Here is a 14,488-nt window from a genome sequence, read left to right as displayed (position 1 = left end):
ATTCTAGGCGGCTACATCGACAAAAAATCGCAGGGTCCTCCCGGCTCAAAAACTCTCTGGCGTGGGATGAGCCGTTTCTCGACCATCGTTGAAGCTTTCGTTGCATTCAAGCAAATGAGTTTTGGGGTATAAAAAGGCTTCTAGCCTGACATCGAGTTCCCTCGCGGAACATTTCAAGCTACGGTAGGACGATCCCCATTCGTCCTACCGTTTTTTTTGTGGTATCCCTATGAGCGAACCTGATTACTTTGGTGCTCTTGAAAATGTTTCCCCCGTCCAAACCAAAGCCACTGGGCCGACCGGAAAGCTGCCGCTGAGCGACGAGATCCTGCGAAATTGGAGCAGCGGCGATCTGTTTGGTTTGACTCAAAGCGTCGGCATGGGATTCGACCCACGACGTGTACTGGGCGACCAGTACCTGATCCTCAGCACGCAGGGGGGGATGCGGAATCCGGATGGCACCCCAATCGCGCTCGGCTACCACACAGGGCATTGGGAAGTCGGCTTGTTGGTCCAGGCTGCGGCGGAACAAGTTTGCCAAAATGACGGAGTTCCCTTTGCCGCATTCGTGAGCGATCCGTGCGATGGGCGGACGCAGGGAACTCAGGGAATGTTCGACTCGCTTCCCTATCGCAATGATGCGGCGATGGTAATGCGGCGATTGATCCGTTCGCTGCCGCAGCGAAAAGGCGTCATCGGCATCGCGACCTGTGACAAGGGATTGCCTGCGATGATGATGGCACTGGCCGGATCAAGCCAGCTTGCTAACGTATTGGTTCCGGGCGGCGTGACGTTGCCGCCCACCGTGGGTGAAGACGCGGGAAAAGTGCAAACGATCGGCGTCCGCTATTCACGCGGTGAAATGTCGCTCGAGGAAGCGTCACTCGAGGGTTGCCGAGCATGCGGCACACCAGGTGGCGGTTGCCAGTTTTTGGGAACCGCGGCGACTAGCCAAGTCGTTGCCGAAGCCCTTGGGATGACCGTACCGCATGCGGCACTCGCTCCGAGCGGTCAACCGATTTGGACAAAATTGGCTCGCGATTCAGCGGAAGCCTCCAGGCAAATGGTGCTGCGAGGCCAATCGCTTCGCGACGTGTTGACCGACGATGCGATCTTCAATGCGATGCTGATTCACGCGGCGGTCGGCGGCAGCACGAACTTGTTGTTGCACATCCCTGCGATCGCTGCAGCCGCCGGACTAAAACGGCCTGATGCAGCGGCGTTTCGCAAGGTCAACCAAATGGTACCTCGCTTTGTCGACTGTTTACCTAATGGTCCCGTCGGGCATCCCACGGTCCGTTTGTTCTTAGCGGGTGGAGTTCCCGAGGTCGCATGGCATTTGCGAGAACTTGGCCTGCTTCGCGCCGATGCAATCACAATTACTGGCAACACATGGAACGAATTGATCGACCAGTGGCGAGCAAGTGATCGGCGTCAGGTTTGTCGCGACCGACTCGTCGAGGCCGACGGTGTCGATCCAGATGAAGTGATCATCCCGCCAGCCGAAGCGACACGTCGTGGAATGACCAGCACCGTTTGTTTCCCCAGCGGCAATCTCTGTCCCGAAGGATCAGTGATCAAGGCGACCTCGATTGACCCGAGCGTGATCGACGAGGACAACGTCTATCGAAAACGGGGTCCAGCTCGAGTCTTCACCACCGAACGTGCTGCGATCGCCGCGATCAAGGGACAAACCGAACCGGCGATCAAGGCGGGTGACGTGATCGTATTGATCGGTCGCGGACCGCTTGGCTGTGGCATGGAAGAAACGTATCAGATCACGTCGGCACTGAAATACTTGTCGTTCGGCAAAGAGGTGGCCTTGATCACCGACGCTCGTTTTTCCGGCGTCAGCACTGGGGCCTGTATCGGGCACGTCGGCCCCGAGGCATTGGCGGGCGGTCCGATTGCCAAGGTCCGCGACGGCGACATCATCGAAATCGAAGTCGACCGAGTCTCGCTAACCGGCAGGGTCGATTTGGTACTCGAACCGGGGGCAACGGAAACGACGGTCGGGCAGCGGCTTGCCGCACGCGGACCGCACCCGGACTTGGCCGTCGAAGCGGAAATGCCCGCCGATACGCGACTATGGGCAGCACTGCAGCAAGTCGGCGGGGGAACCTGGGGAGGCTGTGTCTACGACGTGGACGAGATCGTAGCGACGCTTGAAGCGGGGCTAAAGGCAAGACAGGGGCAATGAGAAAGCCGTTGCCGAAAATCTGCCCTTCTGGCCAGCGATGCCACGCATCCGCTTGCTGTCGCCCCCCTATCGCTCGTGGGGGAAACCGCATCCTAAAGCCCTTGCGAGACCGGGCCAGTCGGGGATAATCCGTACAAACTTGAACTTACAAACTTTTCCTCAAGCACTCAGGTAGCTAGTCATGGCTTTGGTTCCACTTCGCGTTGTACTCGACCACGCAGCAGAAAATGATTACGGCGTTGCCGCGTTCAACGTCAACAACATGGAACAGATTCAAGCGATCATGGAGGCGGCCGAAGAAACCGATTCGCCCGTCATCATCCAAGCATCGCGTGGCGCTCGTTCGTACACGCAAGACAACTACCTGCGTCACTTGATGATTGCAGCGACCGAGTTGTACCCCCACATTCCCATCGTGATGCACCAAGATCACGGCAACAGCCCTGAAACCTGCTTGTCGGCAATCGACAACGGTTTCACCAGCGTCATGATGGACGGTTCGCTCGAAGCCGACGGCAAGACCCCGGCCGACTACGACTACAACGTTCGCGTCACCGCCGAAGTGGTCAAAGCCGCTCACGCTCGCGGCGTCAGCGTTGAAGGCGAACTCGGTTGCCTCGGTTCGCTCGAATCGGGCGGCGGCGAGCAAGAAGACGGGCACGGTGCCGAAGGCGTTTTGACTCACGACCAATTGTTGACCGATCCTGATGAAGCAGCTCGCTTCGTTGCCGAAACCGGCGTTGACGCGTTGGCCGTTGCGATCGGCACCAGCCACGGCGCGTACAAGTTCACCAAGAAGCCAACCGGTGAAGTTTTGGCAATGAGCCGAATCGAAGAGATTCACGCAAAATGCCCGAACACTCACTTGGTCATGCACGGCAGCAGCTCGGTGCCACAAGAGCTTCAAGACATCATCAACAAGTACGGTGGTGAAATGAAGCAAACCTACGGCGTGCCTGTCGAAGAAATCCAACGCGGCATCAAGAGCGGTGTTCGCAAGATCAACGTCGACACCGATTGCCGTATGGCGATCACTGGTGCGATCCGCAAGGTATTGACCGAAGACAAGGCTGCCTTTGACCCACGTGCCTACTTGAAGCCAGCTCGTACCGCGATGAAAGAAGTTTGTGTCGCACGTATGGTTTCGTTCGGCCAAGCCGGCAACGCCGAGAAGCTTCGCAAGTCGATGGGCGCCACTGCCTAAGCAGTAGGATAGGCGTCCAGCCTGTCATTGCATGAACAATCCCCTTCCCCAACATTGCTTGGGGAAGGTTTGGTATTAGTCAGTTTTGTGCGTAGCGAAACTCGCAGAGAGTTTCGACCATGAGCGATGGAGACCAAAAGTCCCTGCGACTTTCGCTACGGATACCAATCGATAAACGGGATCCTCTTTCCCATTTCTTATGCACACGAATCTGCTCGATGCGTTTGATGAACAGGTGCAATCGCGAGCCGATTCGGTCGCTCTGATCACCTGGGAAAACGAGCAACCTTGCTCGCGATCTTGGCGTGAATTAGCGTTGCTGGTCCAGACGACGGCGGCCCATCTTGATGATCTTTTCGCGTCATCGCCGTCGCTACCAAAACGAATCGGCTACACCAGCGGCAATACGATTGACGATGTGGTGCTAACACTCGCCGCCGCCCGCGTCGGTGCGATCAATGTTCCGATCAGCAGCCGGACTCTCCCGGCACACCAACAAGCATGTTGGGATCGCGTCGGCGGGCACTGGATTGGCGAAGAAACCTTGGTCGCGTTTGCTTCGGCGCAAGCTGCGGACGACGCTACGTTCGCGAAGCGAAAAGCGACCGATCCCAACTCAGCGGCGCTGATTCTGTGGACCAGCGGCACCAGCGGGACGGCAAAAGGGGTCACGCTCTCGCAGCAAACGCTCGTCAAAAACGCCTACGCCAAACTGAAGGCGGTGCCGCAATCGCCCAACGACGTGCGGATCACCAGTCTGCCGCTGGCGCACGCCTATGCGCGGACATGCGACTTTGGCACTTGGTTATTAAGTGGCTGTACCCTTGTTCTGACTTACGGTTATGCGGGCTGGAAACAACTGGTCTCGCATGTCCGGCCGACGCTCGCCAACGTTGTCCCTAGCTTGGCCAATCGGCTGCTTGATGAAGAGCCAGACTCTTTTGGTCTGTCGCGGCTAAAAATTCTTGGCTGTGGCGGCGCGGGGCTCACACGCGAAACGTTTGATCGTTGGGCCGAGCGTGGCGTCACGGTGATTCAAGGTTACGGGTGCACCGAGACCGGTCCCGTGATTTGTAGTGCAACGCCTGCGGATCCCATTGCTGGATTGGTCGGTCGTCCGGTCGAAGGCTGGGAGATCGACATCCGCGGTGGACGATTGTTTGTCCGCGGCGATCACGTGATGCTGGGATATTGGAATGATCCCAAGGCGACCGCGCAGCGGATTGACCGTGATGGCTGGTTTGAAACGGGCGACCTCGTGGAAGTCGATGCAGGTTCAAAACAGTTTCGGATTTTGGGTCGCAGCGACGATGTGATTGTGCTGCCCAATGGTCACAAGATTTTTCCCGCGTCGATCGAACAACGCATCAACCTCCTGGCCTGCATCCGACATTCGATGCTGATTTACCGTGATGATTCGCTGCAGTTGTGGCTTGATATTCAGCAGGACGCGGACCGCGGTGAAATCGACAAGGGTGTTCGCCAAGTGCTTGCCAATGACGCTTCGTGGCAGGTCCCAGACCAACGGCTTTACTTTTCGCCGCCGCTGAGTGCACTCGCTGGCGAGCTGACGGCAAAAGGGACAATTTGCCGCAGCCGCATCGTTGAAAACCGATTTTCAGAGATCGAGTAATGTCGGCTTACGCATTTTGCAGACGCGTCGCCAGCACGGTGTTGTGCAGCAGCATGGCGATCGTCAGCGGGCCAACGCCTCCGGGAACCGGCGTGATCGCCGAGGCGACTTCGGCTGCCTCGGCAAACGCGACATCACCAACCAATTTGTCACCCACGCGGTTGATTCCGACATCGATCACCACGGCACCGGGTTTGACCATGTTGCCCTTGATCATTTCCGGTACCCCCACCGCGGCGATCAAGCAGTCGGCGGACTGGCATACTTCGGCTAGATTTGCGGTCCGGCTGTGAGCGATCGTGACCGTGGCGTTGGCGACTTCGCGGCCGCAGCTTCCGTCACGCTGGGCCAACATCATCGCCATGGGCTTGCCGACGATGTCGCTGCGTCCGACGACCACGACATGTTTTCCGGCCACAGAAATGTCGCAGCGATGCAGCAATTGCACGATCCCATGCGGGGTGCAAGGCAAAAAACGCGGCCGTCCCTGCATCAAAAGCCCGACGTTTACTGGCGAAAAAGCGTCCACGTCTTTTAGCGGGTCAACCGCATCGAGTACCTCGCGCTCGTCGAATCCGGCGCCGCCGTTGCCTGCGGCTGGCAACGGCAGCTGAACCAAAATCCCGTTGACCGTGTCGTCCTTGTTCAGCTGCTCGACGAGTTCCAACAATTGAGCTTGGCTGGTGTCGGCGGGCAAACGATGCGTTCGCCCCTCGATCCCCGCTTTTTCGCAGGCCCGTTGCTTATTGCGAACATACACCTGGCTGGCGGGGTCCTCACCCACCAGAACGGCAGCGAGACAGGGAACGACGTCGCGGCCTAGATCCTGCTTGAGCTTCTCGACATCCAGGGCCACTTCGGAACGGATTTCAGCGGCAATTCGCTTGCCATCGAGTATTTCTGCCATTGAGTTTCTCATGCGGGAAAAAGAGTCATTTTGATCGCCATAGTGGCATTTCGGTCTCGTCGTTATAGTATTCGTAAACCGCACAACTTTGCGGAACCCCACTGGGTACAACGACGCCGCCGATGTGCGACGGAATGTGCCACCTATTTACGTAAACGAAATCTCACAGGATTTGAGTCTCGATGTCTACCGACGCTCCAAAATTAAGCGCTAACGAATCAATCAAAGAGGAAAGCAATTTCCTGAAAGGCACGATCGACGTCGAGTTGACCGAGGACACGGATCAATTCAATAAAGACAATCAACAGCTGCTGAAATTCCACGGCACCTACCAGCAAGACGACCGCGATGCGCGGATGGCCGCCAAGAAGACCGGCGGCGGCAAAGAGTTTTCGATGATGGTTCGCTGCCGCATTCCGGGCGGCCGAATCACCTGCGACCAAATGCTCGCCCAATTGGATCTGTGTGACGAACTAGGCAATTCGACGCTCAAGATCACCACGCGGCAAACGCTACAGCTTCACGGAGTGGTCAAGGGCAATCTTCGCAAGGCGATTCACCGCATCAACGAGATCCAGCTCTCGACACTTGCCGCGTGTGGCGACGTTAACCGAAACGTCGTTTGCTGTCCCGCTAAACGTGACAACGCGGTTTATCGCGACCTGCATAAACTGACCGATTCACTGGTGGTTGCCCTTGCACCACAAACCCCCGCTTATCACGAGTTGTGGGTGACCGATCCTGAAACGGGTGAGTCGACGCTCGAAGGTGGCGGCAGCGGCGAAGTCGTCGAACCGCTTTACGGCCCCACGTACTTGCCACGTAAATTCAAAATCGGCATCGCGTTGCCTCACGACAATTGCATCGACATCTACACCCAGGACCTCGGGTTTCTGGCGGTCATTCGAGACGACAAGGTCATCGGATACAACGTGTTGGTCGGTGGCGGCATGGGAACGACCCCGTCGGCCAAAAAGACCTTCCCAGCACTCGCCAAACGAATGGCGTTCTGCACCCCTGAGCAAGCGGTCGACGTTGCCGTCGCGGTGGTCAAGGTGCAACGGGATCACGGAAATCGCGAAGATCGAAAAGTCGCGCGGATGAAATACTTGATCGCCGACTGGGGTATCGAAAAGTTCCGAGCCAAGGTCGAAGAGTATTTCGGTGAATCGCTGCAAGATTGCACCGAAGATGACGTGCACGAAGTCGATGACCACATGGGTTGGCAAGAACAAGGCGACGGCAAATGGTCGTACGGCTTGAACATCGAAAATGGCCGTTTGTACGACAACGAAAACCATCAACTCAAAGCGACGATCCGCGCGGTATGCCACGAGTTCAAAACCGAACTTCGCATGACCACGAACCAGAGCATCATCTTCACCGATATCGAAGAAGGTGACAAAGACAAGTTGATCGCTTTGATCAAGAAGCACAACGCTCAGCTGACCGAAGACATCAGCATGGTGCGTCGGTGGTCGATCGCATGCGTGGCGCTTCCAACGTGCGGATTGGCGATCACCGAGAGCGAACGACGTCTGCCTGGCATCATCGATTCGATCGAACAGCCATTGGCCAAGCTTGGGCTGGACAAAGAACGATTCACGCTACGAATGACCGGTTGCCCGAACGGCTGTGCCCGTCCTTATAACGCCGACTTGGCATTGGTCGGGAAAGCCAAGGACAAGTACACCTTGTTTGCTGGCGGTGGCTGGGTTGGCGACCGCATGGCGTACATCTACAAGGACTTGGTCAAGGATGCGGATGTCGCGGATGAGCTGATCGGGATCTTCTCAGCTTACAAGTCAAATCGTCTCGAAGGTGAATCGCTGGGCACGTTCTGCACCCGAGTTGGCCGCGATGATTTGGAAGTGCTAGCTGCTGCTGCACCTCGCCCGTAGCTAACTGCCTGAAAACGAGCTCAACTTAGACGCGGACGTCGAGATGTCCGCTGGCAATTTGTGTTTGTACTTGCTTGGCTTGCTCAAGCATCGCGTTGATCGCGTCGCCGGTTTGTTCTTGGACGTCCAAGCCTTTGGCGATCACGGCCATCTGCACTTGCTGTTGCGTTGCATCATTGCGAGCGTTCAGAACGCTCGCGACGGCAGGATGAATCGATGACATGGGCGAACCTTGGTCGTGATCTGAGAATTGTCGAAAAGGCTGAATCGCTTCTTCCTTTGCCGAAACTTACGTCACTTATCGATTTGAATTCGGCATCCCTTCGCAAGGACTCGAGGATTCTCAACTCCATTCCCGCCGTTTCGCCCGGATCGGTCCGGTTGTAATGGTTGGGCAAGCTACATCAACGTGGGATAGGCTTCCAAGCTGTCGAGGACGCGATGACAGGCTGGAAGTCTATCCCACAGGACGTCGGGCGACATTGGCCTACTGCAGGAAGACCTCCGGCACCGGTTTGTCGGACAGTTCGTCGATAATTCCCTGGCTCCGCTCTTGAGCGTTGAGGACTTCCATTTTGCCGACAAACATCATCACCTTGCCTCCGTCGGGCAACGCGTCTTTAATCAACTTGCCCGCTGCTCGGCCAGCCATGTAGTTGCTGGTGCCAAGATAGAACTTGCGTTTTGATGTTGGCGCGTCACTGTCTTGGCAAATCACCGTCATCGACTCACACGCTTCGTTGATCATGCCAACTTGGTTCGCAGGGTCGATCGGACTGATCGCAACCCCATCAAGCTTGTTCGCCGCATTCGTTTCGAGATACCGTTTTTGTTCTTCGATCGAACCGGTCGACGGCATCTGCACATCAACCTTGCAACCGAATTGCTCAGCAGCTTTGTTACAGCCAAATTCGGCCAGCGTCCAAAACGGATCGATGCTGTTGCTGATGAAAGCGACATGCACCCGTTTGCCATCAAGATCCGATTCGGGCGACAATTTAGGTCCGTTTCCAGCCTTGATCGCATCGATGCGGTCCGAAAACGTTTGAACATTTCCAGGGGTGATCGTATCGTGCGGAATATAGATCAGACCTGATTCGGGCACCTCGACCGGCTTGTCTTTGGCGAGCATCGTCAACCACTCAACGCTACGGTAGCCAAAATCATAGGGCTGTTGGACGATCGTTCCGACGACCGTGCCTTCGCGAATCCCGGCGAGCGTTTCTTGGTGCTCGTCAAATGCGACCACTTTTACTTTGCCCACCGCATCACTGCTGCGGAGTGCCGCCAAGATCATTGGCGTATTGATGTTCCACAGCCCGACGAGACAAGCGACGTCGGGATTCGTTAATAGCGTCGTTTCGGCGTTCTCCTTCGCTTTACTATTGTCCTGGTTGTCGGTCAGAATCCCCAGAACCGTGTACTTCCCGGCCTCCAGCGGAAAACGGCCCGAGCCCTTGGTGGGAGCCGACGCTTTGGCAGAGGAACCGTCCGTCGACGCGTTCTCCTTGGATGAACCGCACCCCACCAACAACAACATGCAAATTGCAACCGACAAATATCGCACAGCGAGCGCCTATCAAAATGTGAAATCGGGATTTGGAAAATCGAATTCCCATCATAACGGAACTTCATCGCTCGCTGTCAGCTCCCAACGGCATCGCTACAGCAGTTAAAGAATCGCTGCCAATTCGTTCCGGAAAACTTGAAGATCGCTTTGAGAAGGACTTCACACGTCACACAGTGTGCAAAACGCCAGGTAGATGCGGGGCTGCCTTGCAAACCCAAACGGTCGTTCCGGTTAGGCAGTTTCGGATGTTTCTAGGGTTCCGTCTTTAGCGGTTCGACCTAGCTAGGCTGACTGGTCGATGCTTTGACGGTGGAACGCACCGACAACGCGGAACGCACCGATGATGTCGGTACGGATTCGGTAGCGAGGATGCGGTGCCCTCTGTCTTCTTCTTAGTTCAACACGCGGGTGGGGAAACTTACGATGTCCAAAGTTTCAACGAAAAATCCAATTGCTACAGCAACACGTCCCACCGACTCGCGCGGAACGATCTTAGGTATTTGGCGACTTGGAAAAAGGATCCACCAAGGCGACACGGCGGAATTGGCCTATGCCCAACCGGCCGACGCCACCGGCAGCCCTCGCTGGGATTACGTCGTACGACGCGGGATCGGAGAAAACACGATCGAGTCGCTGCGGCAAATTCAGCAGTTCACGGCGTGCGCGACCGAGGTGTTTCATCCCAATTTGATCGCGGTCTTGGACGCATCGGATTCCGGCACGTCGCCCTTTTTGGTGATGCCGCGGTTGGACGCGTTGACGATGCACGAGCATTTGAATCAACAGCCTCGCAAACCGCTTCCCGTGGGTCTGTGGTTGGTGCGTCAAGTCGCACAAGCACTCGAAGCAATGCATGCAGGCGGCTGGGTTCACGGCGACGTGAAGCCAATGAACGTGATGGTCGGTGCGACCGGCCACGTAACGCTGATCGACCTTGGTTTTGCCGAACGGGTGCACTGTTCACCCAAACGATTGTTTCGTGGCACGCCTGAGTACGCGGCCCCCGAAACGATGACGGACAAGATGGTGGCGCTTCCGGCATCAGACATCTTCTCGCTCGGACGGATCCTTTGGCAATGGTTGACACGGGTCGAAGCGGCAAGTGATTTGTTGCTTTCGCCGGTCGCAGAACTCGTCGAGACGATGATCTCGCCTCGCCCCAGCGACCGCCCCACCGCCAATGACGTGACACGGCAATTGTTACGGCTCGAGATCGAGAGTCTCGGTTGCCACATCGAACCCGAAAAACGCCGCCGACGCGCCGCGTAAAACGTAGAATAGGCTTCCAGCCTGTTTTCAGCCCTGTTTTCAGCTCACGCTTCGTCCGTTTCCCACCTCTTTCACCTCCGGCGTCGACGTTGTCGCAAGCCGCCGCGGCCGAGCGAGAAGGTTAAAAAATGGCAGGTTAGAAAATAGCAGAAGCGATTTGCCGGGGATCATGTTCAGTGTTTGGCAGAATCTGCATTCTGTGGCGTTCTCGTGCGGTCATGAAAGCCGGCCGAGCACACAAAGGCGTCGGAGCCAATTTGCAACAGGGGGCGGAAAAGACCACTTCGTTGCTTGAGCGAATTTTACCAAGTCCGCGGAATCGACGCTTCTGATTGCTATGAAACAGGGCCAGTTTTGAACTCCGCAAATTGATACGACGGTCCTTACGATAGTCTTGCCCGCGGGTGAATCGCCCTTAATTTCGATAACGTTCCGGCTTTCAATTCAGAGACTTAGCGATCGACCGCCGCTCCGCTGTAGAATCTAGTTCCCCCTCGGATGACATTCAAGTAGGATGTCCAGAGTTCTTGAGGGCGTCATTGCGGATTTCGACCGCAACTATTGCATGACGCGTTTCTTGGCCCCCCCCTGTGCGGAACAGCGTTCGCCTGTTCGCCCCCCTTGATACGGATTCTCGACGGAGTCACAAATATGCGTTGGTGGATATCTGGCATTCTGCTGTTTTGCACCCTCTATTCCAATGCCCGTGCCGAGAGTCCCGTCGATGGCGACTCACACGCGTCTCTTCACGACGTCGCGAAGCTGGTTCAGTCGTCGCGAGCAACAAAACCACCATTGCCGTTTCGACCCGATGCACTGCTGCTAAAGTCTTACAGTGGCGATCCAACGGACCGGACGAGTTTTCACCGCGGACTACTGCTGCGTGAATTGGTGCGTCAGTCGCTGCTGATTTCGGCGCGAGATGAATTGGGATTACGGACTCGCGATGCGACGCTGCGTGAGTCACTTGTCGATTCCGACAAACCGGCGGCGGCACAAGACACGACGAAGGGCTCGGTTCAGATTGTCTCGTCGATCCCAGGCGATCTATTTTTGCAGCATTCCGATCGACTTGAGATCAGCATTTTTCGCGACGATGCACCGGTTCCGCAAACGGTCTTCGAGAAAACGGTCCAACTATCGCGTCCGCGTCCCGAGGCGATTGAGGAGATCGCGGCGGCGGTGGAACAATTGTCGCGAAATGAGTTTCCGAAAGTCCTGAAAGAGGTCGGATACCAAGGCAACTCGAATGCCATTCTCGAGAACAGTTCCCTTCCCGATGACGTGGTGCAATCCAGTTCCCAATGGGACTTGATTTCGCAATTCAATGCGATCCGTGCTTTGCATCAAATTCATCGAACCAGCGGCGAGTCACCGCAGAGCTTGGCTGCGTTAGCAGAATCCTACGCACGGCTCGGCACGCTTACCGCGTTTCTTCGCAGCCCTGCGCACCAAGCACTCAAAGCACGGGCGCTGCTGTATTCCCAACGCTTGCTCGCCCGCACTTCGGGCTCGAATGATGCGCGACAATCCTACATCTATGTACTTGCACTATTGGGGCGTCACCAAACTGCGCTCGATCAGCTCGATTTATTGGCGAAGAAGAAAGCTGACTTGACGCTGCCCACGGAAGTGATCCAAGCGTTTGTGCGTTTCGACGCGGATGGTCTCGAGAAATTGGCAGCGGATCCGTCGCAACGCTCGCTGGTGCGATACTTGCAGTTTTTGGCGGTTGAGCCGCTCGAAGATCACGCGTTCGCCGCCGAGGCAGCAATGAATCTGGTCAAGGAACAGGAGGCCTGTTTGCCCGCCTACCATTTTTTGTCGCATCGTGCGACGCTGGGGGTTAAACGCGGCGCCACCGCAGCAGCACTGGGCGTTTTTGCTCAAACGCTCTATGATCGGTTGGCCCAAGCCACAGAACTACCATCGTCGGTCCGAAACATTACCGATCGAGCCGCCGAGGCGGGGTTGAACAATGATGCGATGCGGCAAGAAATTGGGCTACGCCTACAGCTGATCGACGAATTGCATGATGCTGGACAGGTACGCCGCGATAACGGCGAGCTCTCTTGGGATTTTCTCGGACAGTTGATTCGAGAAGTTAATTTTGCAAAGGCGGCGGATCTTCTGTTTGTCCAAGGAAACAACTTGGGATTGCCTTTAAATGAGATGTCCGCACTCGTATCGGGGTTGAGCCCGTTGATTAGCGGTCACCCCTACGAACAAGGACTGCTCGGCTACGGACGAACTCTGGACATCAACGTCCAACAGCTACCTCGCTTTCTTGAATCCATTGACTTGGACGATATGGAAGTTTCGCTACAGCCAATGGCAATCTACTTTGCGGATTTATATCGTCCATTTGCTGACCAAGTAATGATCAAAGGAATTGACAATCAGGATCTCGTCTACCGAGATTTAGTTTTTCAATTGCAACGTGGCCATGCCTCGCTGGGAGACACGGCGACATTTTTCTTGCGATCGGTCAGTCCAAAGTCGCCCATGTATGCCGTCGGGCACATTCGATACCGATGGCAATCGCTGAACGATCAACAACGTGGCCGACTCGAATCGGATTTTGGCAACAACCTATTAGTGCTCGAGAATCTGACTCAACAGTATCTCGTGGCCGCGAGCTGGAGCGATGCCGAACGGCTGTTGCTAAGAATCATTGAATTGTATCCCACGGCAAAAAGTTTCGAGACACTCGCTAATCTCTATGGGCAGCAAGGGAAAACCAAACAATGGATCGAAACGTTGTCGGCCTCACTCGAGCTTCCTGCTTCCGGCTTGGACCAAGATCGAATTCGAGTGCAAATTGCCGAGCACTACATGAGCCAGGGGGAATTCGCCGAAGCGTTACCTTATGCCGAGCAAGCGGCACAATCTTGGGCTGCTTGGGCGATGATTACCGCGATCAACTGTCACGAAGCACTTGGTGATAACGAAGCTGCCGAGCTCTGGGTACAGCGGTTGTCCCAGCGATACGACAGCAAATCGCTGGACTGGTATTTCTTCTGTCGGCGAACCGGATCGGGTAACGTCGAGCAAGCATTTGCGTTTGCGAAACGCTATTTGCAATCGATAGGCGAACCTCTCGAAGGTCACCAGCAAACCCTTGCCGTCCTCGATCAACTTCAAGGCAATACGTCGCAAGCCGCCCTACGTTTTCAAAGACTCTACGATTCCGGAGCCAACCCGTGGGATGGCCTTCACGCTGCAGTGCTTGCGACTGAATTGGGAGAAACAGAAGTGGCTCGCCGACTACTGGTGCGTGTTGCCGCTCAAAAAGACGCCCCCCCGGCGGGACACGAGGTGGAAGTGACGCTGGCACAACTGCTGCTTGATTCGCAAGACGAGACTTCGTTTGATCGCGAAAAGGTCGACTCCTTAGTCCGCACGGCACCGCCGGGTGACCCGACCAACTTGAACTATTTTATCGGAAAGTTTCTGTGGCACAGCGGCGACCAGAGCGTCGGCGAAGCGTACCTGCGATTAGCAGCTCGCTCGCCGACCATTAAATGGAATCGGCATCTTGCCGCAGCGATGCTTCGCGACGAAGCCATCGACTTCGGGACGCCGGCCCCCCAAGAACTGCTCCCCGCCGAGAATCCCTCAAAGGATTAACCCAAACCAAAAACCACCCACACCCCCTATTCCACCAAAAAGGTGTCCGACACCTTTTTGGTAAACGACACCTTTTTGGTAAACTGGGGGGCGAAGCAGTCGGTGGCGTGGACTTTGTCGCCATCGACTAGACCGAGTTGGACCATCTGAGAGACCAACGTCTGCCAACGCGAT

The 14,488-nt window shown here is 56.0% G+C and carries 9 protein-coding genes; 6 read left to right on the top strand and 3 right to left on the bottom strand.

What is annotated here, in order from left to right; all coding sequences use genetic code 11:
* Positions 1 to 229: 229 nt before the first annotated feature.
* From ABX962_RS14310 to ABX962_RS14300, 3 genes are all read left to right on the top strand, one after another.
* The gene (locus tag ABX962_RS14310) at positions 230 to 2,200 is read left to right on the top strand and encodes a YjhG/YagF family D-xylonate dehydratase (protein WP_372720509.1); all 1,971 of its coding nucleotides are present in this window, start codon (positions 230 to 232) and stop codon (positions 2,198 to 2,200) included.
* 181 nt (positions 2,201 to 2,381) lie between these two features.
* Positions 2,382 to 3,404: a class II fructose-bisphosphate aldolase gene (gene fba / locus ABX962_RS14305; RefSeq protein ID WP_339937425.1), complete on the top strand. Its 1,023-nt coding sequence runs from the start codon at positions 2,382 to 2,384 to the stop codon at positions 3,402 to 3,404.
* Between the two features lie 199 nt (positions 3,405 to 3,603).
* Complete coding sequence (locus ABX962_RS14300; protein WP_372720507.1) at positions 3,604 to 5,037, top strand: class I adenylate-forming enzyme family protein; 1,434 nt, start codon at positions 3,604 to 3,606, stop codon at positions 5,035 to 5,037.
* Between the two features lie 7 nt (positions 5,038 to 5,044).
* Here ABX962_RS14300 and folD read toward each other — a convergent pair whose 3' ends face one another.
* Positions 5,045 to 5,944 carry a bifunctional methylenetetrahydrofolate dehydrogenase/methenyltetrahydrofolate cyclohydrolase FolD gene (folD, locus tag ABX962_RS14295; RefSeq protein WP_372720505.1) on the bottom strand — a complete coding sequence of 300 codons (900 nt, stop codon included), beginning with the start codon at positions 5,942 to 5,944 and terminating at the stop codon, positions 5,045 to 5,047.
* A 182-nt stretch (positions 5,945 to 6,126) separates the two neighbouring features.
* Here folD and ABX962_RS14290 point away from each other — a divergent pair, with 182 nt between their 5' ends.
* Positions 6,127 to 7,845, top strand: coding sequence for an NADPH-dependent assimilatory sulfite reductase hemoprotein subunit (locus ABX962_RS14290; RefSeq protein WP_372720503.1), 1,719 nt, complete (start codon positions 6,127 to 6,129; stop codon positions 7,843 to 7,845).
* Between the two features lie 25 nt (positions 7,846 to 7,870).
* Here ABX962_RS14290 and ABX962_RS14285 read toward each other — a convergent pair whose 3' ends face one another.
* Positions 7,871 to 8,068 (bottom strand): putative motility protein, encoded by a 198-nt coding sequence (locus ABX962_RS14285; RefSeq protein WP_372720501.1) that lies wholly within the window; start codon positions 8,066 to 8,068, stop codon positions 7,871 to 7,873.
* Between the two features lie 264 nt (positions 8,069 to 8,332).
* A complete protein-coding gene (locus ABX962_RS14280) occupies positions 8,333 to 9,412 on the bottom strand; it encodes a substrate-binding domain-containing protein (RefSeq protein WP_372720499.1) in 1,080 nt (359 codons plus the stop codon).
* 426 nt (positions 9,413 to 9,838) lie between these two features.
* Between ABX962_RS14280 and ABX962_RS14275 the strand changes: the two genes are divergently transcribed.
* Entirely contained in the window at positions 9,839 to 10,684 is an 846-nt protein-coding gene (locus ABX962_RS14275; protein WP_372720497.1) for a protein kinase family protein, read from the top strand.
* A 651-nt stretch (positions 10,685 to 11,335) separates the two neighbouring features.
* Positions 11,336 to 14,314, top strand: a complete 2,979-nt coding sequence (locus tag ABX962_RS14270; protein ID WP_372720495.1) for a tetratricopeptide repeat protein — start codon at positions 11,336 to 11,338, stop codon at positions 14,312 to 14,314.
* Positions 14,315 to 14,488: the final 174 nt, after the last annotated feature.

The organism is Novipirellula sp. (genome assembly GCF_041583735.1).
In the GTDB taxonomy this organism is placed as follows: domain Bacteria; phylum Planctomycetota; class Planctomycetia; order Pirellulales; family Pirellulaceae; genus Novipirellula.
The sequence above is the reverse complement of the archived record's forward strand: the minus strand, read 5'-3'. Positions and strand labels throughout refer to the sequence as shown.